Consider the following 25,100-nt stretch of genomic DNA (forward strand, 5'->3'; position numbering starts at 1 on the left):
CCCGGTCAGGCACACCGAGGAGATACAAGGTGACGACCCAGCACCACGGCCGTTTCTCACCGACGCATTGGCTGCGGAAGACACCTGTCGTTGATTACCGACGGTTCTTCACAGCGGCGATCCGTCATCCGGGAACGGTCGGCGCGGCAACCCCCACCTCGAACGCGGTGGCGGACAGTGTGGGACGCGTCGTGCCGGCTCGCGGCGAACCGGTGGTCGTCGAACTCGGCCCGGGGACCGGCTCACTCAGCGTCGAGATCAGGAAAAGACTGCCCGCCACGGGCAGACACGTGGGGATAGAACTCGACGAGCACATGGTGCGCCACCTGCGCGGGCGGATCCCCGAGATGGAAACGGTGCACGGGGACGCACGGGAACTGCGATCGACGTTGCCCAAGCTCGGGATCGACAGCGCGGATGTGATCGTGACCAGCATTCCCTGGTCCCTGCTCGACGAGAACGAGCAGCACGACGTCCTTCGGCAGTGTCGCCGAAGCCTGGCACCTGACGGGGTGTTCACCGCCATGACCTACCTGCCGATGCGCCACAGCCCCGGGGGGCGCCGCTTCCGGGCTCGTCTGGAGGCCGGTTTCGGCGAGGTGCTGACGCACATCACGTGGCGAAGTGTCCCGCCGATGCTGCACTACACCTGCCGCCACCCGATCGAGTGAGCCGTCGGTCGAGGCGACCGCGAAATCACCGCGCAGCCGCTGCGGTGTGGCCCCGCCTTCGTCGATTTCCCGCGAAATCGCCGCGCCCCTTCGACGCAGGGCGAACTCCGACCATGACCGCAGTCGGCGCCGCCGCGGGTTCTCCGGTGCGGCTCCCGCGAGGACGGCCCCGACGTTGTATAGTACCTACCCGATGTCGGGGCACCCGCAGCGAGAGCCGTGCCAGAGGTTCCGCCACGGAACCACCCACCAAAACCGGGGGCACGGTCGCCTCACTCAGCGGCGGTGAGCACCCAGGGACCGTCGGGGGTGATGGCCACGGTGTGCTCCCAGTGAGCGGCCCGGGATCCGTCGGACGTCACCACGGTCCACTCGTCGGAGAGCTCCTCGCTTTCCGGCGGGCCGAGCGTCAGCATCGGCTCGACGGCCAGTGCCATTCCCTCCCGGAGCTTGGGCCCCTTGCCCGGCTTGCCCAGGTTGGGAAGGAAGGGCTCCATGTGCATGCGGGTCCCGATGCCGTGCCCGCCGTACTCGGCGATGATCCCGTAGTCGATTCCGTCCGAGGCGGCGGCCGACTTGGCCGCGGACTCCACCGCGTGCGAGATGTCGGTCAGCCTGTTCCCGGCGGCGACCTTGTCGATACCCGACCACATCGCCCGCTCGGTGGCCGCCGACAACGCCAGTTCACGTTCCCCAACCGAACCGACCGGGATGGTCACGGCGGAGTCACCGTGCCACCCGTCCAGAATCGCTCCGCAGTCGACCGAGATCAGGTCGCCGTCGGCGAGCACCTCCGTCGTCGAGGGGATGCCGTGCACGATCTTCTCGTTGATCGAGGCGCAGATCGACCCCGGGAAACCGTGGTAGCCCTTGAAGGAGGGAATCGCGCCCGCGTCACGGATGACGCCCTCGGCGACCGAGTCGAGTTCGGCGGTGCTGACCCCCGGTTTCGCCTGCTCGGTCACCGCCGCGAGGGCGCGCGCGACGACGAGCCCCGCCGCGCGCATCGCCTGAATCTCACCACTGCTCTTGAGCTCGATGCCCTTACCCCGACGCAGCACCGCTGCCCCTCTCGTCAACTCAACGGCCTTACAAGAACGCTTCTCGCCCCGGTACGAATCCCGGGCCACTTCCCCACCGCGGCCCGGCGACCGCGGGAGCCGGGCGGTCCGGGAGCGTCGGAGACCTCCCCGGCTCCGCCACACCTCACCGACCCCCGCGGTCCGAGTACCGTCGCGCCGAACACCGCCGTTCGCGGAACGAGTTCACGCGAGGTCCGGCCACGAAATCATCTCCCCGGGACCGGCGGCCCGGCTACGGGCAACGGATCGAACCGGGGAGCGAAACCACTCAGGCACGAGCGCGCAGGGCCTCCAGGGCTCGCGAGGTGACTTCCTCGACCGGCCCGAACGCGTCGATCGTGATCAGCTTGTTCCGGTAGTAGTCCAACAGCGGCGCCGTCTCCGAGTCGTACACGTCCAGCCTGCGCCGGATGAGTTCCTCGGTGTCGTCCGAGCGACCGCGGTCCAGCAGACGCCGGACCAACTCCTCCCGGGGAACCTCGAACTGCACCACCGCGGTGAGTTCCATCCCGTTCTCGGAGAGGATGCCGCTGAGCACGTCGGCCTGCGGCGTCGTGCGCGGGAATCCGTCGAGCAGAAAGCCCTCGGCCGCGTCACTGGCGGCAAGACGCTGACGCACCATCTCGTTGGTGACCTCGTCCGGTACCAGCTCACCGGCGTCGAGGTAGCTCTTGGCCTCCTTGCCCAGTGGCGTGACGTTGTCGATGTTCTCCCTGAACAGATCGCCACTGGAGATGTGGGGGACCGCGAGATGTTCACTCAGCACGGCCGCTTGGGTGCCTTTGCCCGCACCTGGCGGGCCGACCAGAACCAATCGCACCAAGGGTCTGCCTCCGAATCCGTGATGATGGCTCACGCCACCGTTTGGCGGGCACTTTCGTCCCGTCTGTCATCGCCGTCCGCACCACGCGGGCCCCCGGGAAGCACTCCCGGCGGCGATCCCGCCGACGCGGACATCGAGCGATCGACACCGTAACCGACGTGGCCGATTTCGCCATGATTACCGCCCGAACTGTGGGAAACCACTCGAAGCGGAACCGCGCCGCTCGGGGTCATCGACCACCGAGCGGGCAGCGGCCACGGCGTCATCGCCAGGACTCTTCGAGCCTACCGGAGGAAGCCCTCGTAACTGCGCTGCGTGAGTTGGCTCTCGACCTGTTTGACGGTGTCCAGTCCCACGTTGACCATGATCAGAACCGCGGTGCCGCCGAACGGGAAGTTCTGCGCACCGCCCTGACCACCGGTAACCCCGAGGAAGAAGTTCGGGAGTACCGCGATGATGCCCAGGTAGAGCGCACCGGGCAACGTGATGCGCGAGAGCACGAAACTCAGGTACTCGGCAGTGGGCCTGCCCGGACGAATACCCGGGATGAAACCGCCGAACTTCTTCATCTCGTCGGCACGCTCTTCCGGATTGAACGTGATCGAGACGTAGAAGTAGGCGAAGAAGATGATCATCGTCATGTACAGCAGGATGTGTACCCAGCTGGACGGATCGACGATGTAGGTCTGGATGAAACGCGACCACCAGGTGTTCTGGTTGCCCGCGAGCTGTCCCAGCAACTGCGGGAGGTACAGCAGCGAGGAACCGAAGATCACCGGGATCACACCGGCCTGGTTGACCTTCAGCGGCAGATACGTGGAGGTGCCGCCGTACATCCGGCGCCCGATCATGCGCTTGGCGTACTGCACCGGGATGCGGCGCTGCGCCTGCTCGACGAACACCACGCTGGCGATGATGACCAGACCGAAGCAACAGATCACGGCGAAGACGAAGCCGCCGCTGTTGTTCAGGATGTTGCCACCCTCGGCCGGGATGCGGGAAGCGATCGAGGTGAAGATCAGCAGCGACATGCCGTTGCCGACACCGCGTTCGGTGATCAGCTCGCCCATCCACATCAGCAATGCCGCACCGGCGGTCATGGTGACCACGATGACCACCATGTTCAGCACCGAGCTGTCCGGGATGACCTCCTGCTGACACCCCGGGAAGAGCTGCCCGCGCACGGCCAGCGCGACGATGCCCGTCGCCTGCAGCACGGCCAGCGCGACCGTCAGGTAGCGGGTGTACTGCGTGAGCTTGGCCTGGCCGGACTGGCCTTCCTTCTTCAACTGCTCGAACCGCGGGATCACCACCTGCAGCAGCTGAACGATGATGCTGGCGGTGATGTAGGGCATGATCCCGAGGGAAAGCACCGACAGTTGAAGCAGGGCTCCGCCGCTGAAGAGGTTCAGCAACGAATAGACGCTCTGACTCTCGCCTTGTAGAGCCTGCACACACTGCTGGATGTTCGGATACGACACCCCTGGAGACGGAATCGTGGCACCCAGTCGGTACAGCACGACCATTCCCAGTGTGAACAGGATCTTACGGCGCAGGTCCGGCGTCGTCAGAGCCGAGCGGAAGGCGCCGAGCACGCAGACCTCCTGTGCGCGAGCCGGTAGTCACCGGCCGATGTCGGTGGCCGACTCACGAGTCGCCCACGGCTGGATTCCGTCAACGGTTCCGTACCACGGCGTGGCACGGAACCGCCGCACGGACTCTAACAGCATTCACCCCGCCCGCAGTAGCCACCTGCGGACAATGGCAACGAAACGGCGCCCGGAAAACACTCGCGGTGATCAATGAGCGGCCACTTCGGACACTGTTCGCGATCGGCGAACCCGGGGCGTGGCTGTCGGCACCACGTGTTCGAAGGCGAAATCGCTGCTCACCGAAAACGGGAACACCGCTGGAGAAAAAGAACGGGCCGGTCGACAACGAAGTCGACCGGCCCGAAAACGTGAACCGCGCGACGCGACGCGGGTTCGGCCGCACCGGAACATCGCCCCGTGACGGGACGGTTCGTCCGGGTTCAGCGCTCCTGCTTGGTGGCGCTGCCGCCCGCGGCCGTGATCTTGTCCTTGGCACTGCCCGTGAACGCGTGCGCGGTCACGTCCAGCTTCACCCCATCGAGATCCCCGCCACCGAGGATCTTGACGAGTTCGCCCTTCTTGAGCAGTCCGGAGGCGATCAACTCGTCGATGCCGACCTTGCCACCCTGCGGGAAGCGCTCGGCCAGCTTGCCGATGTTGATGCCCTGGTACTCGACGCGGTTCGGGTTCTTGAAACCACGCAACTTGGGCAGCCGGATCTGCAGCGGCATCTGGCCGCCCTCGAACCCGGGCGCCACTGTCTTACGCGCCTTGGTCCCCTTGGTGCCGCGCCCCGCGGTCTTGCCCTTGGAGGCTTCACCGCGGCCGACCCGGATCCTGCTCCGCTTGGAACCGGGAGCGGGCCGCAGATCGTGAATCTTGATGGCCATTACTCGACGACCTCCTCGACCGAAACAAGGTGGCCGACGGTGTCGACCTGACCACGAACCGTGGGACTGTTCGGCCGAACGACCGTCTGGCCGATCTTACGCAGCCCGAGGGTGCGCATGGCGTCACGCTGGTTGGGCTTGGTGCCGACCAGACCACGCGTCTGGGTGATCTTGAGTTTGTTCATCGGCTCAGACCTCCTGACCCGCGCGCTGGCGCAGCATCCGGGCGGGAGCCACGTCCTCCATCGGGAGACCACGGCGAGCCGCGACCTCCTCGGGACGCTGCAGCTCCTTCAGCGCCGTGACGGTGGCCTGCACGATGTTGAGCGCGTTGCCGCTGCCCAGCGACTTGCTCAGCACGTCGTGCACACCGGCGCACTCCAGCACCGCACGGACCGGGCCACCCGCGATGACACCGGTACCCGGGCTGGCCGGGCGCAGCAGCACCTTGCCCGCGGCGTCCTCACCCTGTACCGGGTGAGTGATGGTGCCCGCGACCCGCGGTACGCGGAAGTAGTTCTTCTTGGCTTCCTCGACCCCCTTGGCGATGGCGGAAGGCACTTCCTTGGCCTTGCCGTAGCCAACGCCGACGAGGCCGTCGCCGTCACCGCAGACGACCAGCGCGGTGAAACTGAACCGCCGGCCACCCTTGACGACCTTCGCGACCCGGTTGATGGTCACTACACGTTCGAACTGCGGGGATTTTTCCTGGGCCGCCCCGCCACGGCCGCCGTCGCGGCGGTCCTTGCGGTCCTTGCCGCCGGATTCCGAACCGCCTTCACGCCGAGTGCGTCCAGGCATCAGGCGTCCCTTCCGTTACGTGCTGTCATCCTTCGTACGACGACGATGTGGTTATTGCGCACTTCTCAGAACTCCAGACCGCCGCCACGCGCGGCATCCGCGAGAGCCGCGACCCGACCGTGGTAGGCGTTGCCGCCACGGTCGAACACGACCTTCTCGACTCCTGCCTCGCTGGCCCGCTGCGCGACCAACTCACCCACGCGGGTGGACTGGGCCGTCTTGTCTCCCTCGAACGAGCGCATGTCGGGCTCGTGCGTGGAGGCGGCAGCCAGGGTGTGACCGATCGTGTCGTCGATGACCTGCGCGACGATGTGCTTGGTGGATCGGCTGACAACCAGACGCGGCCGCTGCGGGGTGCCGCTGATCTTCTTGCGGAGTCGAACGTGCCGCTGGTTCCGGGCACGGCGACGCTCGCCCGCGACGCTCTTGCCCACCGGCTTCTTCCTGGTGGCTGTGGTGCTCTCGCTCATGGTCACTTACCCGTCTTCCCGACCTTGCGGCGGATCTTCTCGCCCGCGTAGCGCACGCCCTTGCCGTTGTACGGCTCGGGCAGACGCAGCTTGCGGATCCTGGCGGCTACCTCGCCGACGAGCTGCTTGTCGACGCCCTTGACCGAAAGTTTGGCCGGGCCGTCCGTGGCGAACTCGATGCCTTCCGGGGGTTCCATGACGACCGGGTGGCTGTAGCCGAGGGAGAACTCGAGGTTCTGCCCCTTCTGCACCACGCGGTAGCCCACGCCCTGGATTTCGAGATCCTTCTGGAAACCCTGGCTGACGCCGACAACCATGTTGTTGATCAGGCTGCGGGACAGACCGTGCAGCGAGCGGTTCGCACGCTCGTCGTCCGGACGCTTCACCAGCAGCGAGCCGTCCGAGTCCTGCTCGACCCTGATCGGTTCGGAAATGTTCTGTTGCAGCTTGCCCTTGGGGCCGTTCACCGTAACCGTCTGGCCGTCGATGCTCACATCGACGCCGGAGGGAACGGTGATCGGCAACTTCCCGATGCGCGACATACCGTAAACTCCTCCTTCACCAGACGTAGGCGAGGACTTCCCCGCCCACACCGTTCCGCATCGCTTGGCGATCCGTCTGCAGACCGCTCGACGTCGAGATGATGGCGATGCCCAGTCCCCCCAGAACCTTGGGAAGGTTCGTGGACTTGGCATACACCCGCAGACCGGGCTTGGAAACCCGGCGCAGCCCGGTAATGGACTTCTCGCGGTTCGGGCCGAACTTGAGCTCCACGACCAGTTCCTTGGTCTTGGCGCCCTGCTGTTCACGAGAGCCGGCCACGTAACCCTCGCGCTGAAGAATGTCGGCGATGTTCGCCTTGATCTTGGAGTGCGGCATCACGATCTCGTCGTGGTACGCGCGACTCCCGTTGCGCAGACGTGTCAGCATGTCTGCGATCGGATCGGTCATCGTCATGGTGACCCTGTCAACCTTTCTCGTTCGGTTCCCCGGGCCCGGATGCCGCGAACCGCGGTTCGCAGGTCTGGGCCCTGGCCTGAACGAAGTCGGGGTACTGGCTGCCCGCTCCCGAAGTAACTTCGCAGCGGTCAGTCCGTTGTCGTCGCGAGCCGTTGCCGGGCTGCAGCCACTGGTTTCGGTACCGGTGACGAGACGCTCCGCCGTCGGTGGAGCCGCCCCGCCGCACTACCTCACCAGGAGGACTTGCTAACCCCGGGCAGCTCGCCCGCGTGGGCCATCTCGCGGAAGCAGATCCGGCAGAGTCCGAACTTCCGCAGGACCGCCCGGGACCTTCCGCAACGCTGGCAACGAGTGTAGGTACGCACCCGGAACTTCGGCTTGCGTGCCGCCTTGTTGATCAGTGCTTTCTTGGCCATCGGCCCAGTTCTCCTAGTCTCGATCCGCAGCGACGGCCACGAGTCACTGTTCCCGGAACGGGAATCCCAGCTGCCGCAGCAGCGACCTGCCTTCTTCGTCGGTGGTGGCCGTTGTCACTACCGTGATGTCCATACCGCGCGAACGGTCGATCGAGTCCTGGTCGATCTCGTGGAACATCGACTGGTCGTTGAGACCGAACGTGTAGTTGCCGTTACCGTCGAACTGCTTCGGCGACAGACCCCGGAAGTCCCGGATCCGCGGCAGGGAGATGGAGACCAGCCGGTCCACGAACTCCCACATCCGTGCGCCGCGCAGCGTCGCCCTGGCGCCGATCGGCATACCCTCGCGGACCTTGAACTGCGCGATGGACTTGCGTGCCTTGCGCACCTCGGCGCGCTGGCCGGTGATAGTCGCGAGGTCGCGAACCGCGCCCTCGATCAGTTTGCTGTCCCGCGCGGCATCGCCCACACCCATGTTGACGACGACCTTGACCATGCCCGGCACCAGCATCGGGTTGGAGTACTCGAACTCCTCCTTGAGCGCCGGTACGATCTCGTCGCGGTAGCGGGCCTTCAGCCGCGGGACAATCCTCTCGGTGTTCTTCTCAGTGGTAGTCACGAGTTAGATGTCCTTACCGTTGCGGCGAGAGATCCGAACCTTCTTGCCGTCTTCACCGGTGCGGTAGCCGACGCGGGTGGGCTTACCGTCCGAGTCCACGACCATGACGTTGCTGACGTGGATCGCGGCTTCCTGCGTCACGATGCCGCCGGACTGCGCACCACGCTCGGTACGCGAGACGCGCGTGTGCTTCTTGATCTGGTTGACGCCCTCGACCAGCACACGCTCCCGACTCGGGAAGGCCTGGATGACCTTGCCCCGGGCACCCTTGTCCTTACCGGCGATGACGACGACCGTGTCGCCCTTCTTCACCTTCATCACAGCACCTCCGGCGCGAGTGAGATGATCTTCATGAACTTCTTCTCACGCAGCTCACGCCCGACGGGGCCGAAGATACGGGTACCTCGGGGGTCACCACCCGGCCTGACCAGGACGGCGGCGTTCTCGTCGAACCGGATGTAGGAACCGTCCGGACGACGCTTTTCCTTCTTCTGGCGGACGATTACCGCCTTGACCACATCACCACGCTTGACACCGGCGGCGGGAATGGCTTCCTTGACGGTAGCCACCACCACGTCGCCGATACCCGCGTAGCGCCGACCGGAACCACCGAGCACCCTGATCGTGAGGATCTCCTTGGCCCCGGTGTTGTCGGCGACTCGCAGTCGCGACTCCTGCTGGATCACCTTTACTCCTGACCCTAAGTTTCCGCACACGCTGTGCGGAGACACTTTGGCACGCCCGATTTCCGACCCGGCATGCGCGGTCACAACAACCCGCGGGGGGCTTGCCGCCGCCCCCCGCGGATGGCGTTACTTGGCCTTTTCCTGGATCTCGACCAACCGCCAGCGCTTCGAGGCCGACAGCGGACGAGTCTCCATCAGCGACACCCGGTCGCCGATGCCCGCCTCGTTGTTCTCGTCATGCGCCTTGACCTTGGTGGTCTTGCGCATGATCTTGCCGTAGAGCGGGTGCTTCTTACGGTCCTCGAGGGCCACGACCACCGTCTTGTCCATCTTGTCCGAGACGACGTAGCCCTCACGGGTCTTGCGCTGGTTGCGCTGCTGCTCTTGCGTGACTGTTTCGCTCATGCCGCGCCCTCCTCGGCGCCCTCGGGAGACACGGAGAGGCCCAGCTCACGTTCACGCATGATCGTGTAGATCCGAGCGATGTCCCGACGAACGACGCGCAACCTTCGGTTGTTCTGCAATTGCCCGGTAGCCATCTGGAACCGAAGGTTGAACAGCTCTTCCTTCGATTCACGCAGCCGGGAGACGAGCTCCTCGTCGTTGAGTTCCCGGAGCTCGGTAGCGGTGACACCAGCCGCCATCAGAAGTCACCACCCTCGCGGGACACGATCTTGCACTTCATCGGAAGCTTGTGGACCGCGCGCCTCAGTGCCTCGTAAGCGATCTTTTCGTTCGGGTAGTTCAGCTCGAAAACCACCCGGCCCGGCTTGACGTTGGCGATCCAGTACTCCGGCGAACCCTTACCGGAACCCATGCGGGTCTCGGCCGGCTTCTTGGTCAGCGGGCGGTCCGGGAAGATGTTGATCCACACCTTGCCGCCACGCTTGACGTGCCTGGTAATCGCGATACGGGCCGACTCGATCTGCCGGTTGGTCACGTAGGCGTGTTCCAGCGCCTGGATGCCGTACTCGCCGAAGTTGATCCGGGTGCCGCCCTTGGCGAAGCCCTTACGCTTCGGCGCGTGGCTCTTGCGCCACCTGACCTTGCGTGGGACGAGCACTTGTCAGTCCTCCGTCTTCTCATCAGCGTGCGGCTCGCTGACAGCCGGAGCGTTCGCGGCGGCGGCGTCCGTCGCCGTCTGCTCCTGCTGCGGGCTCTCCGCGGAGCCACCGGACTTACCGCCCTTGGCTGCGGCACGGCCACCCTCGGTGCCCACGTTCGTGGTGCCGGAGGCACCCGAACGACGACGGCCGCCACGCTCGGAACGGCCGCCACGGCCGCCCTCGCGACCGCCACCACCGCCGCCGCCCTCGCCGCGCGGCGGGCGCACCTCGGACTCCTGCTGCTTCTGCTTCAGGCCGCCGATGAGCTCGCCCTTGTAGATCCAGACCTTCACACCGATACGGCCGAAGGTCGTACGAGCCTCGAAGAACCCGTAGTCCATGTCCGCACGCAGCGTGTGCAGCGGCACCTGGCCCTCACGGTAGAACTCCGAGCGGGACATCTCGGCGCCGCCGAGCCTGCCACTGCACTGCACCCGGATCCCCTTGACCTGGGAGGAGCGCATGGCCGACTGGATGCCCTTGCGCATGGCCCTGCGGAAGGACACCCGGTTCGACAGCTGCTCGGCGATCCCCTGGGCGACCAGCTGAGCGTCGGCCTCGGAGTTCTTGACCTCGAGGATGTTGAGCTGAACCTGCTTACCGGTCAGCTTCTCCAGCGAACCGCGGATGCGGTCCGCCTCGGCACCCCGCCGACCGATGACGATTCCCGGCCGTGCGGTGTGAATGTCCACCCTCACCCGCTCGCGAGTGCGCTCGATCTCCACCTTGGAGATCCCGGCGCGCTCCATCCCGCGGGAGAGATGACGGCGGATCTTGACGTCCTCCGCGACGTACTCCGCGTATTGCTTGTCGGCGTACCAGCGCGACTTCCAGTCCGTGGTGATGCCGAGCCGGAAGCCGTGCGGGTTGATTTTCTGACCCACTACCGGGCACTCCCCTTCTGGCTGCGCTTACGAGACTTGCCCTGGCCCTTCGGCTGGCGCGACTCGACCTCGACCGTGATGTGGCTGGTCCGCTTGCGGATCCGGAAGGCCCGGCCCTGAGCACGCGGGCGGAACCGCTTCAGCGTCGGTCCCTCGTCCACATACGCGCGGTGTACCCACAGCGTGCTCGGATCGAGCGCGTTGTTGTTCTCCGCGTTGGCCATCGCACTGGCGAGCACCTTCGACACCTGACCGCTGGCGGTCTGCGGCGCGAACTTGAGCACGTCCAGGGCTTCGCTGGCGCTTCGACCCCTGATGAGATCGACCACGCGCCGCGCCTTCATGGGCGACACGCGGACGAAGCGGGCCCGCGCCACTGCACGCGGATTCTCAACCGCGGCACTGTCGTCGGTACGGGCATTCATCCTGCTACCCCTTTGCCCCGGGTCGTCGAATCCGTGCGACGACCCGGCTCGTTCGTGTCACAAACCCGCTCAGCGGCGGCGAGACTTGCGGTCATCCTTGACGTGACCCTTGAAAGTGCGGGTCGGGGCGAACTCGCCGAGCTTGTGCCCGACCATGTTCTCGCTGATGAACACCGGCACGTGCTTGCGGCCGTCGTGCACCGCAATCGTGTGCCCCACCATGTCCGGGATGACCGTGGACCGGCGCGACCAGGTCTTGATCACCGTCTTCTTGTTGGACTCGTTCAGGGTGTCCACCTTCTTGAGCAGGTGGTCGTCCACGAACGGGCCCTTCTTCAGGCTACGTGGCATCGGTCGTTACCTCCCTGCTCAGCGCCGCTTCTTCTTGCCGGTGCGACGGCGCCGAACGATGAGCTTGTCACTGGGTTTGCTGCGGCGGCTACGACCCTCGGGCTTACCCTTCGGGTTGACCGGGTGACGACCACCGGAGGTGCGTCCCTCACCACCGCCGTGCGGGTGGTCGATCGGGTTCATGACGACACCGCGGACGGTCGGGCGCTTGCCCTTCCAGCGGTTACGCCCCGCCTTGCCCCAGTTGATGTTGGAGTGCTCGGAGTTACCGACCTCGCCAACAGTGGCCCGGCAGCGGACATCGACGTTGCGGATCTCACCCGAAGGCATCCGCAACTGGGCGTAAGGCCCTTCCTTGGCCACCAGCTGAACCCTGGTGCCCGCCGAACGAGCGATCTTCGCCCCACCACCGGGACGCAGCTCGATGGCGTGGATCACCGTACCGGTGGGGATGTTGCGCATCGGCAGGTTGTTACCCGGCTTGATGTCGGCCCGCGGCCCGCTCTCCACCATGTGGCCCTGCTGGACCTTGTTCGGCGCGATGATGTAACGCTTCTCGCCGTCCCGGTAGTGCAGCAGCGCGATGCGCGCGCTCCGGTTGGGGTCGTACTCGATGTGCGCGACCTTGGCCGGCACACCGTCCTTGTCGTTGCGGCGGAAGTCGATCACGCGGTAAGCACGCTTGTGACCGCCACCCTGGTGCCGAGTGGTGATCCGGCCGTGCCCGTTCCGGCCGCCCTTGCCGTGCAGCGGACGGACCAGCGACTTCTCCGGGTAGGATCGGGTGATCTCGGAGAAATCGGCCACGCTCGAACCGCGACGGCCCGCCGTCGTCGGCTTGTACTTGCGAATGCCCATCTCTATCGCAGTCCTCAGTCTCCTTCGGTCGGTTGCGAACGCCCGCTTCAGGCGGCCGAACCGCCGAAGATCTCAATCGGCTTGCTATCGGGGGACAGCGTCACGATCGCCCGCTTGGTGTCCTTGCGTTTGCCGAAACCGGTGCGGGTCCGCTTGCGCTTGCCCTGGCGGTTGATCGTGTTGACACTCTTGACCTGCACGCCGAAGATCTTCTCGACCGCGATCTTGATCTCGGTCTTGTTGGAGGTCGGGCGCACCAGGAACGTGTACTGGTTCTCCGAGATCAGGCCGTAGCTCTTCTCGGAGATCACCGGCGCGATGATGATGTCTCGCGGATCGGGGATCACTGGTCTGCCTCCTCAGCCTGACTCGAAGTCGCGTCGGAAGTGACCGCGGTCTTGGCCGAACGACCCGGAGACCGTTCCGCGACGAAACGCTCGAAGGCTTCCTTGCTGAACACGACGTCGTCGTTGACCAGAACGTCGTAGGTGTTCAGCTGACCGGGGTCGATGATGTGCACGTGGGGAAGGTTGCGCAGGCTCAGCCACGCGTTCTCCTCGGTGCGGTTGAGCACCACCAGCACGCGCCGGGCGTCGGTGACGTTGCGCAGCGCGGCCTTGGCCTCCTTGGTGGAGGGCTTGTCACCGGTCGTCACCTGGTTGATGACGTGCAGCTGCTCGGAACGCGCCCGGTCGGAGAGGGCACCGCGCAGGGCGGCGGCCTTCATCTTCTTGGGCGTGCGCTGCGAGTAGTCGCGCGGGGTCGGGCCGTGCACCGTGCCACCGCCGACGAACTGCGGGGCGCGGATCGAACCCTGCCGGGCGTTACCGGTCCCCTTCTGGCGGTACGGCTTCTTGCTACCGCCGGAGACCTCGGCGCGGGTCTTGACCGAGTGCGTGCCCTGCCGAGCCGCCGCGAGCTGGGCGGTCACGACCTGGTGCATCAGCGGCACGTTCGCCTGCGCGTCGAACAGCTCCGCGGGCAGATCGACCTGCCCGTCGGTCTTGCCTTCCGGGGTACGGACGTCGAGCTTCGCGGCCATCACGCACCACCCTTCGTAGAGCTCTTGACCAGCACGAGGCCACCGTTCGGGCCGGGAATGGCACCCTTGATCAGCAGCAGCCCGGACTCGTCGTCGACCCGGTGAACCTTGAGGTTCTGGGTGGTCACGCGGTTGCCGCCCATACGGCCGGGCATCTTCTTGCCCTTGAACACCCTGGCGGGGTAAGCGCAACCACCGATCGAGCCCGGCTTGCGGTGCACGGCCTGGGTACCGTGACTCATCGGCTGCCTGCCGAAGTTGTACCGCTTGATCGTGCCCGCGAAGCCCTTGCCCTTGCTGGTGCCGACCACGTCGACCTGGGCGCCCGACTCGAACACGTCGGCCGTCAGCTCCTGGCCGAGTTCGTAGTCGTTGGCGTCCGAGGTGCGCAGCTCGACCAGGTGACGACGCGGCGTCACTCCGGCACGGGCGAACTGGCCACCACGTGGCTTGCTCACCTTGCGCGGATCGATGGCGCCGAACGCCAGCTGCACGGCCTGGTAGCCGTCGTTCTCGTTGGTACGGATCTGGGTCACCAGGTTGGGCCCGGCCTGCACGACCGTCACCGGGACAACCCGGTTGTTGTCGTCGAAGACCTGGGTCATCCCGAGCTTGGTGCCCAGAATCCCCTTCATCTGCCTTTCAGACATGGGTCTCGTTCTCTCCGCCGCCTGTCACTGAAACGAATGCGCGTCGACCGCTCACTGAATATTCACATCGACACTGGCCGGCAGGTCGATGCGCATGAGCGCATCCACCGTCTTGGGTGTCGGCTCGACGATGTCGATGAGTCGCTTGTGCGTCCGCATCTCGAAGTGCTCCCGCGAGTCCTTGTACTTGTGCGGGGAGCGGATGACGCAGTAGACGTTCTTCTCGGTAGGCAGCGGCACCGGCCCGACGACCGAAGCGCCGGTGCGCGTCACGGTCTCGACGATCTTGCGCGCGGACGCGTCGATCGCCTCGTGGTCGTAGGCCTTGAGCCGGATGCGGATCTTCTGTCCCGCCATAGTGGCTTGCCGTTCCTCTAGTCTCGTGCCGCTAGTACCTAGCGCGGTGCGCAGACCCGGCGCCGACGTCGCGGCGACCCGGCGGCCACGTGCTGAAGCGCACGTACCTGCCCGATCTCGCGAACGCGACACCACGGTTTCGCAGCCCGCCCCTGTTCAGGTGTCTGGGTGCCCGGTACACGCGGTCGGGCGTGTCGCCCGCGCGACGCAACCGGTCCCATCGATCCACGCCGATGAGATGGATCCGCAGGGATCCGTACACCTCGGGTTGCCACCTAATCGGCCCCGGCCGGAACGTTTGTCCGGCGGCACCCGCGCAACCGGAACGCCGCCCCGCGAAGGAAATTCACGGCAACGGCGTGCCCACGTCGAAGCGGCCGAACCGATCACGAACCGTGATTCACACGGCTCAGGAAGTTCGGCCGCCTCAACAGGCAACCCGTTCAGGGTGACACACCGAGTGCGTCGCCCCTGAATCGGGGTGGGTTCCGGGTCCGGTCACCACCGGGTCCGGAACCCTGCCCTCACTTGGTGACCTTGATGACGCGACCCGCGCCGACGGTACGGCCGCCCTCACGGATCGCGAAGCGCAGCCCTTCCTCCATGGCGATGGGCTGGATGAGCTGCACCGACATCTCCGTGTTGTCACCGGGCATGACCATCTCGGTGCCCTCGGGAAGGGTCACCACACCGGTCACGTCGGTGGTACGGAAGTAGAACTGCGGACGGTAGTTGTTGAAGAACGGCGTGTGCCTGCCGCCCTCGTCCTTGGACAGGATGTAGACCTGCGCCTCGAACTCGGTGTGCGGGGTGGTGGTGCCGGGCTTGATGACAACCATGCCCCGCTCGACGTCCTCACGCTTGACACCACGCAGCAGCAGACCGACGTTGTCGCCGGCCTCACCGCTGTCGAGCAGCTTGCGGAACATCTCGACACCGGTGACGGTCGTGCTGATCGGCTTCTCCTTGATGCCGACCATCTCGACGTTCTCGTTCACCTTGATGACACCGCGCTCGACACGGCCGGTGACCACGGTCCCGCGACCGGTGATGGAGAAGACGTCCTCCACCGGCATCAGGAACGGCTGGTCGGTGGCACGCTGCGGGTCCGGAACGCTGGAGTCCACCGCGTTGAGCAGCTCCATGATCTTCTGGCCCCACTCGGCGTCGCCCTCCAGGGCCTTCAGCGCCGAGACACGGACGATCGGTACGTCGTCGCCCGGGAAGTCCTGCTCGCTGAGGAGCTCACGGACCTCCATCTCGACCAGGTCCATGATCTCCTCGTCGTCGACCATGTCGGCCTTGTTCAGCGCGACGAGGATGTAGGGGACGCCGACCTGCTTCGCCAGCAGCACGTGCTCGCGGGTCTGCGGCATCGGGCCGTCGGTGGCGGCCACGACCAGGATCGCACCGTCCATCTGGGCGGCACCGGTGATCATGTTCTTCACGTAGTCCGCGTGGCCCGGAGCGTCCACGTGGGCGTAGTGCCGCGCCTCGGTCTGGTACTCGACGTGCGCGATCTGAATCGTGATCCCGCGGTCCTTCTCCTCCGGCGCCTTGTCGATGTCCTCGAAAGGCGTGTAGGGGTTCAGGTCCGGGTGGTTGTCGTGCAGGACCTTGGTGATAGCCGCGGTCAGTGTGGTTTTGCCGTGGTCAACGTGACCGATGGTCCCGATGTTGACGTGCGGCTTGTCCCTCTCGAACTTCGCCTTCGCCACTGGAATGTCCTCCTGGACTCGTCATCATTTCCGCCCCGCCACGGGCTCGGGTCACGCGCCCTCTCGCGTGGGAGCCAGCTCCGGGCGGAGTCCTGTCGGGTTGTGCCATCGGCCCGTTGTCCCGAGCGCGGAAACGGGCCGATGTCGGGCCACAGCGGAGTTACTCCCCCGTGGCCTTCGCGATGATCTCCTTGGCCACGTTCGCCGGAACCTCGCCGTAGGAGTCGAACACCATCGAGTAGTTCGCGCGACCCTGCGTCTTGGAACGCAGGTCGCCCACGTACCCGAACATTTCGGACAGCGGAACCAGCGCCTTGACAACGCGGGAACCGCCACGCTCCTCCATGGCCTGAACGTGACCACGGCGGGAGTTGAGGTCGCCGATGACTTCACCCATGTATTCCTCGGGTGTCGTCGTCTCGACCGCCATCAACGGTTCGAGCAGCGCGGGACTGGCCTTGGAGCAGGCCTCCTTCATCGCCATCGAACCGGCGACCTTGAACGCCATTTCCGACGAGTCCACCTCGTGGTACTGGCCGTCCACCAAGGTCATCTTGACACCGACCATCGGATAGCCCGCCAGCACACCGACCTGCATGGCGTCCTGCGCGCCCTCGTCCACCGACGGAATGTACTCGCGGGGGATACGCCCACCGGTGATCTGGTTGTCGAACTCGTAGGTCGCGCTCTCCGAGCTCTGCTCGATCGGATCCAGGTTGACGACCACACGCGCGAACTGACCGGAACCACCGGTCTGCTTCTTGTGCGTGAACTCGTGCTTCTGGACCGACTTGCGGATCGTCTCGCGGTAGGCGACCTGCGGCTTGCCGATGTTGGCCTCGACCTTGAAGTCGGTCTTCATCCGGTTGACCAGGACCTCGAGGTGGAGCTCACCCATGCCCTTGACGATGGTCTGCCCGGTCTCCTCGTCGAACTTGACCTGGAAGGTCGGGTCCTCTTCGGCGAGCTTCTGGATCGAGGTGGACAGCTTCTCCTGATCGGCCTTGGTCTTGGGCTCGATCGCGACCTCGATGACCGGGTCGGGGAAGCTCATCGACTCCAGAACGATCTGGTTCTGCGGGTCGCACAGGGTGTCACCGGTGCTGGTGTCCTTCAGCCCGACGACCGCGTAGATGTGCCCGGCCTGTCCCTCCTCGACCGGGTTCTCCTTGTTGGAGTGCATCTGGAACAGCTTGCCGATGCGCTCCTTGCGGTCCCGGATGGAGTTCATCACCTGGGCACCCTGCTCGATCTTGCCCGAGTAGACCCGGACGTAGGTGAGCTTGCCGTAGAACGGGTGCACGGCCACCTTGAACGCCAGGGCCGAGAAGGGCTCCTCGGTGCTGGCCTGCCGCTCGGCGGCATCGCCGGAGCCCGGCAGCACGCCCTGCACCGCGGGAATGTCCAGCGGCGAGGGGAGGTACTCCACGACCGCGTCCAGCATCGGCTGCACGCCCTTGTTCTTGAAGGCGGTCCCGCACAGCACGGGGAAGGCCTCCTGGCTCAGCGTGAGCGCACGGATGCCCTGCTTGATCTGCTCGACGGTCAGTTCCTCACCGCCGAAGTAGGCCTCCATGAGCTCTTCACTGGACTCGGCGACCGACTCGAGCAGCTCGTTGCGGTACTCGTGGGCGGTCTCGACCAGATCGGCCGGGATGTCCTCGAGCTCGTACTGCGCGCCCTTGGCCACGTCACCACGCCAGGTCAGCGCCTTCATGCTGACCAGGTCGACAACACCCTCGAAGTCGGACTCGCTGCCGATGGGCAGTTGCAGCACCAGCGGCTTGGCGTTGAGTCGTTCCCGGATGGTGCCGAGGGTGAAGTAGAAGTCGGCGCCCATCTTGTCCATCTTGTTGACGAAACAGATGCGCGGGACGCCGTACTTGTCCGCCTGGCGCCACACCTGCTCGGACTGGGGCTCGACCCCCTCCTTGCCGTCGAACACGGCGACGGCGCCGTCGAGCACCCGCAGCGAACGCTCCACCTCGGCGGTGAAGTCGACGTGCCCGGGGGTGTCGATGAGGTTGATCTGATGTTCCTGCCAGAACGTCGTGGTGGCAGCCGAGGTAATCGTGATACCCCGCTTCTGCTCCTCCGACATCCAATCCATCGTCGCGGCGCCGTCGTGTACCTCACCGAGCTTGTAGTTGATCCCGGTGTAGTACAGAACCCGTTCGGTCGTGGTGGTCTTGCCCGCGTCGATGTGGGCCATGATGCCGATGTTGCGGACCTTGGTCAGGTCGGTCAGCACGTCGCGTGCCACGAGTTAGTCCCCGTTCCTACAGCAAGCCTGAAGCCGTCGAATCGGTGAGCCGAGGCGGGCAATACAGCCGTGCCCGGCCTCACCACCGGTAATGCGCGAAAGCCTTGTTGGATTCCGCCATCTTGTGCGTGTCCTCGCGCTTCTTGACACTCGCACCGAGACCGTTGCTGGCATCGAGCAGCTCGTTGGTCAGGCGCTCGGTCATCGTCTTCTCACGACGCTGCCGGGAGAAACGAACCACCCAGCGCAGGGCCAGCGTGGTGGAGCGGCCGGCGCGCACCTCGACCGGGACCTGATAGGTCGCGCCACCGACACGGCGGCTGCGTACCTCCAGCGAGGGCTTGATGTTGTCCAGTGCGCGCTTGAGCGTCACGATCGGGTCGGTGCCGGTCTTCTCGCGGCACCCCTCGAGCGCGGAGTAGACGATGCGCTCGGCGAGCGAGCGCTTGCCGTCCACCAGGACCTTGTTCACCAGCTGAGTGACCAGCGGCGAGCTGTACACGGGATCGGCGTTCAGCTGCCGCTTCGGTGCAGGACCCTTCCGGGGCATCAGCTCTTCTCCTTCTTCGCTCCGTACCGGCTGCGAGCCTGCTTACGATTCTTCACGCCCTGCGTGTCGAGCGAACCGCGAATGATCTTGTAGCGGACACCTGGGAGGTCCTTCACACGGCCACCGCGGACGAGCACGATCGAGTGCTCCTGCAGGTTGTGCCCCTCGCCGGGGATGTAGGCCGTGATCTCGACGCCGCTGGTGAGCTTCACACGAGCGACCTTGCGCAGTGACGAGTTCGGCTTCTTCGGAGTCGTGGTGTACACGCGGGTGCACACACCACGGCGCTGCGGGCTTCCCTTGAGCGCCGCGGTCGTCACCTTCGCGGCCTTGTCGTGGCGGCCCTTTCGGACCAGCTGCTGGATGGTGGGCATGGACCGGCTTTCTTCTCGAGCGTTCGCGTCTTGGTGGTACTCGTTAACAGCAGCGCTCGTTCGAGCACCGTTCGCACCCCTGGCGCCGAGCACCGCGTACGTAGGTCTCTGTGTACTTGGGCCTCTCCCGCGCCCTCACCCGCGACACGAGGTCGGGCGTGTCGCCCGTTCCTCAGCCGTTCGGCGGGGCGGCGTCCCAGCGGGCAGTGCCCCGGTGGGCCGTCAGGAGAGTTCCGCACCATCCACGGGCGCTCCCCCGCCGACCACGCGGGCGGTTCTCGCGCACGGACATGCGGAGTGACCCGAGGGGTTTCGGGTCCAAGTCATAAAGATACCTGCCCCGTTTGCAGAGGGTCAAAACGGGGGTGCGCGCCCGACTCGCCAACGCCCGCACCCGACTTTACTGCGGAAGGCAAGAGATCGCGAGCACCTGGCCACCAGGCTCCCGCACTGTGGATACCCGAGCACGCCCCCGAGCCGCCCCACCCGCTGTTATCCAGTGTCCCCGCTGTTATCCAGTGTCCCCGCTGTTATCCAGCGTCGCGCTCCCGAGAGGAAGACCCGACGTCGCGCGGGTCGCAGCCCGATGTCGGCTACCCGCTGCGAGAGCCGGCGGGAGATCCGGCCGAGCGAGTGGCACTACAACCCGGCCGGAAAACCTCGATCAGGAATCGTCCAGCACATCGAGCTGCCCGGAGCTGACGCTGTTGATCCGCCGAGGAGCCGGTTTGGGGTGATGCGACTGCTCGCCGCCCGCTCCCTGATCACCGCGCCCCGCTCGCGGACGCGGTTCCGCGTCGTCGGAACCGACCGCCCGCCCCTCGGACTCCGGCTGAACCTCGGGACCGGAGTCGACGCTCCGGTCGGGCCCGCTCTCCTGAGCCGCGCCGGCCCTCCGGGGAGCAGCCACGGCGGATTCGGAGTCACCGTTGTCCGGGACCGCACCGTCGCGAGCGACCGCGGCGGGACGGCCGGGGACGTCGGGACCGTCGGTGGCCTCGGAGTACCCGGGGCCGTCGATGTGCCCGGGGCCGTCGATGTGCCCGGCCGCGGCAGGGCGAGCGGAGACATCAGGGTGACCGACCTCGTCGGACACGGTCGGAATCACGTGAGTTCGCCGAACATCATCCGATTCGGGGAAGGAATCGACGGTTTCCCCACCTTCCGGAGCGTTCGAGCCGAACGCGGCGGCATCGAAACCCACTTCCGGCTCGCCGGGTTCGGTCCATCCGGTGCTCCCTCCGGAACCGGTTCCGGGACTCGACGCCCGTCCGGCTTCGAACCACGAGTCCGAGGGCTCGGCCGGAACCGAGGTGTCGAAGGCGACGCGCTCCTCCCTTCCCGTCGCGGCGGGCGTCTCGGAACGCTCCGCGGCGAGCTCGGGCTCCTCGGAAACCCGGCGCTCCGCGTTGTCGACGTCCGGTCGATCGTGCTTCTCCGGGGAACCGAGTGCGTCGGTGTGGACCGCGCGAGCCTCCGGGGAGGCCACGGCGCCGGACTCCGGCTCCCGCGCGGCGGACGTCGCGGGCTCGTCGAACGCCCGCTCCATCCCGGGAAGCGGCGAACTCCCGTCGCGCCGCCCCGCTTCCGGTGCGGAAGGTTCCCCGGGCACTTCCGACTCCGCGAGCGTCCCGGGTGACTCCTCGCTCGAAGAGCGTTGTCCGGGGCGAGCCGAGCCCACCTCGCCCTCCCCGACGATCCGGGAGGGATACCTGCGACGCCATTCGCCGTCCGAGGCGGGAGAGCTCGCATCGGAGTTCTCCTCCGGCCGCAGTCGAGCGTCGAACGCCGCGACGCAGTCCATCGCCATCCGCTGCACGACCTCACGGAGTTCGAGCTCGGCCAGCCAATCCATCGGCAACGCCCCCACACCCAGCAACGCGCCGACCACGGAGCCGCAGACCGCTCCGCTCGCACTGCTGTTACCCGAGTGGCGAACCGCGACGCGCAGCGCACCACGCACGTCCTCCGACGCCAACGTCGCGCACACGGCTATGGCGAGCACCTCCGCCGCGCTTCGGCCACCGCCCAACCGCCGCGCGAGCCGTTCGGGATCCGGCGTGCCCTCGGTGGCGACATCCACCGCGGTGGCGAGCGCCGCACTGGTGTCCTCGTGACCCTGCCAGGTCTCCAGTACCTGCAGCGCCAGCCAGACCCCCTCGTCGAGCCCCTTGCCCAGTACAGCCTGCTGCACGATCACAGCGAACGCCCCCGCGGGCAGATAACCGCTCGGATGACCGTGGGTCAGCGAGGCCAGCCGCACCCCGACCTCGAAGACCTCGACGGGCTCGGCGGACCAGAAGGCGGCCGGGGTGGCCCGTACGAGCGCGCCACAACCGGTGGAGTTGTCCACGGGAGCCGTCTGCTCACCGTGCGCGGAACGCTCACCGAACGCCTCCAGCTCGCTGTACACGGCGGAACCGGGCGAACGCACGGCGAACAGCTCGGGCACCTCGATCAGCCAACCGTCCGGCTCCGGGTGATCGTCGGCCAGGCCACCGAGCGCCCACCGCCAGGAAACGCCCTGGCTGTACAGCCAGCGCTGGGCCGCGAGCCGCGACTCCGGCAGCGGGTCCACGGCATCCGGTGAGCCCGAGTGCCCGGTACAGGCACGAATCAGCCCCTCGGCGCTGAACAGCACGGTCTGCGTGGCCGCGGTCACAGATCCGGGTGTCCCGGCGTACTCCGGAAGTTCGACAGGCCCCCCCGCACCGTGGCGATCGGCGATTTCCTCGGCGCTCAGCGGGGTGACACCCGCCCCCAGGGCATCTCCCAACGCCCCGCCCAGCAGACACCCCAGGATTCGTTCGGTCAGTGAGTGGGGGGCCGCATCGGCGTCCTCGGCGATCGCGTGCCCTCCCCCGACATGCGGCCCACTCGACTGCTCCTCGGTGGTGGAGGCACCACCCGACGCGCGGTGGGTGGACTCGCTCGACGGGTCGTCCCGCTCCACCGGGGGCTCGGCCGGGTGCCCGGCAGGCCCAGTGGAGTGCTCGGCAGGCTCAGCGGAGTGCTCGGCAGGCTCAGCAGAGTGCTCAGCAGAGTGCTCGGCAGGGGGTTCGGGAGTGTATTCGGCGGGTTGTCCACCGGGACCGTCCCCGGCCTCCCGGCCGCGATCGTCCACCTCGCCACGAGCGGCTGTTGTCGCGTCGGCGTCCCCCGTGGTCGGTTCGGGCCACGGGTGCTCGGTCTCCGCTTCGGCGACGGGGGCGGATTCCCCAGGGGTCTCTCGGTCTACAGGGAGCTCTCGGTCTACAGGGAGCTCTCGCTCGACGGAAGGTCGTCGAACGCTCTCGTCCACGCCGGAACCGGCCCGAGCGGGAGCGGGCGGTGTCACGAACGACCCATCGCTGGGCTCGGAGACCTCCGGGGTGCCCTCCCGGTCCGTCGCCACCTCCTCGTCCACCGATCCCGCCGTGGACCGCCGAACCGGTCGTTCGGCTTCCGGTGGCCACGGCACGTCCGGGGACGAGTCGAGCACCGAGGACAACTCCGGTGAAGCCGTCTCGGTGGGGGGAGTTCCGGTGGTCCTGCTGCCCGGTAACGGCGGCAGCTGGTCGACACCGGGCAACCGGATCCGCGGCGCGGCCGATGTTTCGGTGTCCTCCGGCGCGAGGAGCGGATCCGCACGTTCGCCGCTCCCGGCACCGGATTCGTCGGGAGAGACGGTCTCGCCGTGCGAGGTGTCCGGCGCGGCGGGGTGCTCTTCCCCCGAAGGAGCGAGATACCCCCGTGCCAGCGGGTCGGTCGAGTCGGCGACTCCCTCGTCCACGCTGGGAACGGGCGTGCTCTCCGGACGGTCGATGTCGGCGATGTCTCCCACCGGTCCGGGGCCACCGTTGCCCGCGCCCACCCCGGGAGGCTCCTGCCACGGGGACTCGGAAACCTGCTCGGAACTCGCGGTCGCCCCGGCCCCCGGGAGGTACTCGGAGTCCGGAGGATGTTCGGGAGCAGGGGGATGTTCGGGGTTCCCGCGCAACACGATCCGGTCGGTTCCCGGATCGGTTCCCCGCACGGGTGGCCGAGCCGTGGCGCTCTCCACGGGGACGCCGGCGTCGTTCTCGGCCTCGGCGTACGGCTCGGGACCGACGGGCGGTTCGGGAGGCGGCTGGTGCTCCTTCCCGATCGCGGGCAGCACCTGGGTGGGAGGGGCGGCCGCGTCCACCGTCCAGGCGGCGGAGTCCAGGCCGCGTGCCCGCTCGGCGCTGTCGTCGACGTAGCGCTGCGCCCACTTCGGAGCGGGTGGTGGCGGGGCGAACGCCTCCGCCGCGTCGGTGGACAGGGTGTTGACGATCTCGCGGATCTCCAGCTCGGCCGCCCACCGTTCGGGAATGGCCGCCGCACCGTGTATCGCCCCGGCCAGCTGGCCGGCCAGCGCCCCGGCGATGCTGCTGTCCGCGGAGTGGTTGACCGCGGCGGTGACCGCGTCCGCGAACGTGGCCGCCGAGGCCACCGAGGCGAAGGCGATCCCCAGCTCCCCCAGCCCGTTGGACGGGCAGAACTCGATGTCCAGCACACGCGGATCGACCGGTCCGCCCTGGCGAGCGGTGAACACGGCCGCGTGCAACGTCCGCAGCACACCGGCGGGCGGCACGCCCTGCTCCAGCTGCGAGCGGTGGAGCTCCCAGGAGCGCACCGCGTCCCACAGCGGGATGCCGTTGATGAGCGCGCCGAGCACGTCCGAGTGCAACGCGCAGGCGGCGCGGGTCTCGTAGTGCGAGGTCAGCAGCCACGGAACCCGCGAGGCCACCGTGTTGACGGTCCGGGCCTCGCCACTCCAGACCATCACCGGAGCGGTCCACACCAGACAGTCCGCGAAGGGCTGTTCCTCGGGTGGGACGGCCGAGGGCTGCCCGGGGGTGAGCTGTTCGGCCGGTACCCGGTCGGTCAACGCCGACAGCGTGCGAAGCGCGGGACCACCGGCATTCCGGGTGGAGAAAAGCTCCGACCTGCCGAGCAACCAACCCGTGGGTTCGGGGTGACTGCGCCAGTAGCCGGACATGGCGTACGGCCAGGGCACTCCCTGGGTGTACAACCAGGCCAGGTGGTTGGCGCGGATCACCGGAAGCGGATCCTGCTCCCCCGTGGCACGGGCGCGCAGCAGGGCGTCCATGGTGAACACCGTCAGTTGGGTCAGATCCGTGACGCCACCGCGGTTACCGAACACGGGCAGGTTGTCCACGACACCGCGCGGGCCGAGCCACTGCCGGATGGCTGACGAACTCCAACCACGCACCCCCGCACCCAGCGCGTCACCGACCGCTCCGCCGAGCAACGCGCCGCGCAGTCGGTCCGACCAGCTCAACTGCCGGACCGCACCGGGTTGGCCGCCGGCCTGGGCGGGCCTGGACTGCCTGTCGGTCATCGGGGGACTACTCCTGCTCGGTTCGGTCTTGCCGGGCCGCGAATCCGGAAACGCTCGACGTGGCCGATAACGACGGCGTCCGGACACTCGCCGGGTGTCCGATTCCGACAGTCGCACGATCACGTCGAGCGGCTCCAGGAAGTTCAC

At 66.9% G+C, this 25,100-nt stretch carries 30 protein-coding genes; 1 reads left to right on the forward strand and 29 read right to left on the reverse strand.

Features of this window, described 5'->3' with window-relative positions; all coding sequences use genetic code 11:
• Positions 1-29: 29 nt before the first annotated feature.
• On the forward strand, positions 30-671 hold the full coding sequence (locus J2S53_RS12850; protein WP_456241167.1) for a class I SAM-dependent methyltransferase: 642 nt from the start codon (positions 30-32) through the stop codon (positions 669-671).
• Between the two features lie 272 nt (positions 672-943).
• On the opposite strand, the gene map is transcribed toward J2S53_RS12850, so the two are convergent.
• The 29 genes from map to J2S53_RS12995 all read right to left on the reverse strand — a co-directional run bounded on the left by map (position 944) and on the right by J2S53_RS12995 (position 24,953).
• Positions 944-1,732: a type I methionyl aminopeptidase gene (gene map, locus J2S53_RS12855; protein WP_456242786.1), complete on the reverse strand. Its 789-nt coding sequence runs from the start codon at positions 1,730-1,732 to the stop codon at positions 944-946.
• A gap of 289 nt (positions 1,733-2,021) precedes the next feature.
• A complete protein-coding gene (locus J2S53_RS12860; RefSeq protein WP_456241168.1) occupies positions 2,022-2,576 on the reverse strand; it encodes an adenylate kinase in 555 nt (184 codons plus the stop codon).
• A gap of 284 nt (positions 2,577-2,860) precedes the next feature.
• On the reverse strand, positions 2,861-4,171 hold the full coding sequence (gene secY / locus J2S53_RS12865; protein WP_456241169.1) for a preprotein translocase subunit SecY: 1,311 nt from the start codon (positions 4,169-4,171) through the stop codon (positions 2,861-2,863).
• A 437-nt stretch (positions 4,172-4,608) separates the two neighbouring features.
• The gene (gene rplO / locus J2S53_RS12870) at positions 4,609-5,058 is read right to left on the reverse strand and encodes a 50S ribosomal protein L15 (protein WP_092976504.1); all 450 of its coding nucleotides are present in this window, start codon (positions 5,056-5,058) and stop codon (positions 4,609-4,611) included.
• Positions 5,058-5,243: a 50S ribosomal protein L30 gene (gene rpmD, locus J2S53_RS12875; RefSeq protein WP_092626204.1), complete on the reverse strand. Its 186-nt coding sequence runs from the start codon at positions 5,241-5,243 to the stop codon at positions 5,058-5,060. Before rpmD ends, rplO begins: the two co-directional genes overlap by 1 nt.
• A 4-nt stretch (positions 5,244-5,247) precedes the next feature.
• A complete protein-coding gene (gene rpsE / locus J2S53_RS12880; RefSeq protein ID WP_092626206.1) occupies positions 5,248-5,859 on the reverse strand; it encodes a 30S ribosomal protein S5 in 612 nt (203 codons plus the stop codon).
• A 65-nt stretch (positions 5,860-5,924) separates the two neighbouring features.
• Entirely contained in the window at positions 5,925-6,329 is a 405-nt protein-coding gene (rplR, locus tag J2S53_RS12885; protein WP_456241170.1) for a 50S ribosomal protein L18, read from the reverse strand.
• 2 nt (positions 6,330-6,331) lie between these two features.
• Complete coding sequence (rplF, locus tag J2S53_RS12890) at positions 6,332-6,871, reverse strand: 50S ribosomal protein L6 (RefSeq protein WP_092925844.1); 540 nt, start codon at positions 6,869-6,871, stop codon at positions 6,332-6,334.
• 16 nt (positions 6,872-6,887) lie between these two features.
• On the reverse strand, positions 6,888-7,286 hold the full coding sequence (gene rpsH, locus J2S53_RS12895; RefSeq protein ID WP_092925846.1) for a 30S ribosomal protein S8: 399 nt from the start codon (positions 7,284-7,286) through the stop codon (positions 6,888-6,890).
• Positions 7,287-7,519: 233 nt separating this feature from the next.
• A complete protein-coding gene (locus J2S53_RS12900) occupies positions 7,520-7,705 on the reverse strand; it encodes a type Z 30S ribosomal protein S14 (RefSeq protein WP_092626214.1) in 186 nt (61 codons plus the stop codon).
• A gap of 43 nt (positions 7,706-7,748) precedes the next feature.
• Positions 7,749-8,324, reverse strand: coding sequence for a 50S ribosomal protein L5 (rplE, locus tag J2S53_RS12905; RefSeq protein ID WP_092925848.1), 576 nt, complete (start codon positions 8,322-8,324; stop codon positions 7,749-7,751).
• 3 nt (positions 8,325-8,327) lie between these two features.
• Entirely contained in the window at positions 8,328-8,642 is a 315-nt protein-coding gene (gene rplX / locus J2S53_RS12910; RefSeq protein WP_092626218.1) for a 50S ribosomal protein L24, read from the reverse strand.
• Positions 8,642-9,010, reverse strand: coding sequence for a 50S ribosomal protein L14 (rplN, locus tag J2S53_RS12915; protein ID WP_092626220.1), 369 nt, complete (start codon positions 9,008-9,010; stop codon positions 8,642-8,644). Before rplN ends, rplX begins: the two co-directional genes overlap by 1 nt.
• Positions 9,011-9,136: 126 nt before the next feature.
• The gene (gene rpsQ, locus J2S53_RS12920; RefSeq protein ID WP_092976508.1) at positions 9,137-9,415 is read right to left on the reverse strand and encodes a 30S ribosomal protein S17; all 279 of its coding nucleotides are present in this window, start codon (positions 9,413-9,415) and stop codon (positions 9,137-9,139) included.
• Entirely contained in the window at positions 9,412-9,654 is a 243-nt protein-coding gene (gene rpmC, locus J2S53_RS12925) for a 50S ribosomal protein L29 (protein WP_017976800.1), read from the reverse strand. Before rpmC ends, rpsQ begins: the two co-directional genes overlap by 4 nt.
• On the reverse strand, positions 9,654-10,073 hold the full coding sequence (gene rplP / locus J2S53_RS12930) for a 50S ribosomal protein L16 (RefSeq protein ID WP_019852823.1): 420 nt from the start codon (positions 10,071-10,073) through the stop codon (positions 9,654-9,656). The genes rpmC and rplP overlap by 1 nt, the downstream gene beginning before the upstream one ends.
• Positions 10,074-10,076: 3 nt before the next feature.
• On the reverse strand, positions 10,077-11,000 hold the full coding sequence (rpsC, locus tag J2S53_RS12935; RefSeq protein WP_092925850.1) for a 30S ribosomal protein S3: 924 nt from the start codon (positions 10,998-11,000) through the stop codon (positions 10,077-10,079).
• Complete coding sequence (gene rplV, locus J2S53_RS12940) at positions 11,000-11,425, reverse strand: 50S ribosomal protein L22 (RefSeq protein WP_170837289.1); 426 nt, start codon at positions 11,423-11,425, stop codon at positions 11,000-11,002. The genes rpsC and rplV overlap by 1 nt, the downstream gene beginning before the upstream one ends.
• A 69-nt stretch (positions 11,426-11,494) precedes the next feature.
• Positions 11,495-11,776: a 30S ribosomal protein S19 gene (gene rpsS / locus J2S53_RS12945; protein WP_092925852.1), complete on the reverse strand. Its 282-nt coding sequence runs from the start codon at positions 11,774-11,776 to the stop codon at positions 11,495-11,497.
• Between the two features lie 18 nt (positions 11,777-11,794).
• Entirely contained in the window at positions 11,795-12,634 is an 840-nt protein-coding gene (rplB, locus tag J2S53_RS12950; RefSeq protein WP_456241171.1) for a 50S ribosomal protein L2, read from the reverse strand.
• 47 nt (positions 12,635-12,681) lie between these two features.
• Entirely contained in the window at positions 12,682-12,981 is a 300-nt protein-coding gene (gene rplW / locus J2S53_RS12955) for a 50S ribosomal protein L23 (RefSeq protein WP_043570394.1), read from the reverse strand.
• A complete protein-coding gene (gene rplD / locus J2S53_RS12960) occupies positions 12,978-13,676 on the reverse strand; it encodes a 50S ribosomal protein L4 (RefSeq protein ID WP_456241172.1) in 699 nt (232 codons plus the stop codon). Before rplD ends, rplW begins: the two co-directional genes overlap by 4 nt.
• Positions 13,676-14,326 carry a 50S ribosomal protein L3 gene (rplC, locus tag J2S53_RS12965; protein ID WP_130468354.1) on the reverse strand — a complete coding sequence of 217 codons (651 nt, stop codon included), beginning with the start codon at positions 14,324-14,326 and terminating at the stop codon, positions 13,676-13,678. Before rplC ends, rplD begins: the two co-directional genes overlap by 1 nt.
• Positions 14,327-14,377: 51 nt before the next feature.
• Entirely contained in the window at positions 14,378-14,683 is a 306-nt protein-coding gene (gene rpsJ, locus J2S53_RS12970) for a 30S ribosomal protein S10 (RefSeq protein ID WP_017976809.1), read from the reverse strand.
• A 524-nt stretch (positions 14,684-15,207) separates the two neighbouring features.
• Positions 15,208-16,401 (reverse strand): elongation factor Tu, encoded by a 1,194-nt coding sequence (gene tuf, locus J2S53_RS12975; RefSeq protein ID WP_092925856.1) that lies wholly within the window; start codon positions 16,399-16,401, stop codon positions 15,208-15,210.
• A 160-nt stretch (positions 16,402-16,561) separates the two neighbouring features.
• Positions 16,562-18,664 (reverse strand): elongation factor G, encoded by a 2,103-nt coding sequence (fusA, locus tag J2S53_RS12980; RefSeq protein ID WP_456241173.1) that lies wholly within the window; start codon positions 18,662-18,664, stop codon positions 16,562-16,564.
• 79 nt (positions 18,665-18,743) lie between these two features.
• Positions 18,744-19,214 (reverse strand): 30S ribosomal protein S7, encoded by a 471-nt coding sequence (gene rpsG / locus J2S53_RS12985; protein ID WP_092626238.1) that lies wholly within the window; start codon positions 19,212-19,214, stop codon positions 18,744-18,746.
• On the reverse strand, positions 19,214-19,588 hold the full coding sequence (gene rpsL / locus J2S53_RS12990) for a 30S ribosomal protein S12 (protein WP_043570381.1): 375 nt from the start codon (positions 19,586-19,588) through the stop codon (positions 19,214-19,216). Before rpsL ends, rpsG begins: the two co-directional genes overlap by 1 nt.
• A gap of 664 nt (positions 19,589-20,252) precedes the next feature.
• Entirely contained in the window at positions 20,253-24,953 is a 4,701-nt protein-coding gene (locus J2S53_RS12995) for an ADP-ribosylglycohydrolase family protein (RefSeq protein WP_456241174.1), read from the reverse strand.
• Between the last annotated feature and the right edge of the window lie 147 nt (positions 24,954-25,100).

Source organism: Actinopolyspora lacussalsi, from assembly GCA_030803735.1.
Lineage (GTDB): Bacteria > Actinomycetota > Actinomycetes > Mycobacteriales > Pseudonocardiaceae > Actinopolyspora > Actinopolyspora lacussalsi.